This window comes from Tabrizicola sp. YIM 78059 (genome assembly GCF_004959785.1).
Classification (GTDB): domain Bacteria; phylum Pseudomonadota; class Alphaproteobacteria; order Rhodobacterales; family Rhodobacteraceae; genus Tabrizicola; species Tabrizicola caldifontis.
The window spans coordinates 1-504 of sequence record NZ_SJZH01000068.1 but is presented as its reverse complement, the minus strand read 5'-3'; the positions used below and the strand labels follow the sequence as shown (position 1 = coordinate 504).

Below are 504 nucleotides of genomic sequence, written 5' to 3'. Positions count from 1 at the left end.
GCATCGACTGCGCGAGCTTCGCCTGCGCGTCGATGTTCGCGAGCCCCGAGCGCACCATCGCCACCCCGGCCGCCGCAGCCGCCGCGGCGACGGCCGCCAGCGCGATCCCGGCCCGGCGCGCGAAGCTCGCGAGGCGCGTGTTGGCCAGTTCCATCTCGGTGGACAGGCGGCCAAAGCCGCGCGCCCCGGCATCCCCGATGCCCTCCAGTTCGGCGCGCACCTGGCGGCCGCCCACGGCGGCAAGCCGGACGGAGACGCGTTTCTCAGGCATCGGATCGGGGCTCCGGGTAGAATGGGGTCAGTCGCGGTTCGCCGCGATTTGCTCGTTGACGCGGCGGACCATCACCGCCTCAAGGGCGGGCAGCAGCTCGGCGATGGCGGGCGGGGAGATGCCGAGGGCGTTCCCCAGCGCCAGCGCCGCGCCCATGTCCCAGCCGATGACCGCGCCGGAGATGACGCGCATCTGCCCGCCGAGGCGCTGCGCCAGGTCCCAGACCTGCGCGC

General features: G+C 74.6%; 1 protein-coding gene and 1 pseudogene. Both read right to left on the bottom strand.

The genetic code is table 11. The features are described from left to right. A pseudogene (locus tag EZM81_RS18065) lies at positions 1 to 271 on the bottom strand (phage tail tape measure protein); the annotation flags it as partial. A gap of 27 nt (positions 272 to 298) precedes the next feature. Then, positions 299 to 504: hypothetical protein (locus EZM81_RS18060; protein ID WP_136646745.1), on the bottom strand; the 206-nt coding region annotated here is incomplete at its 5' end.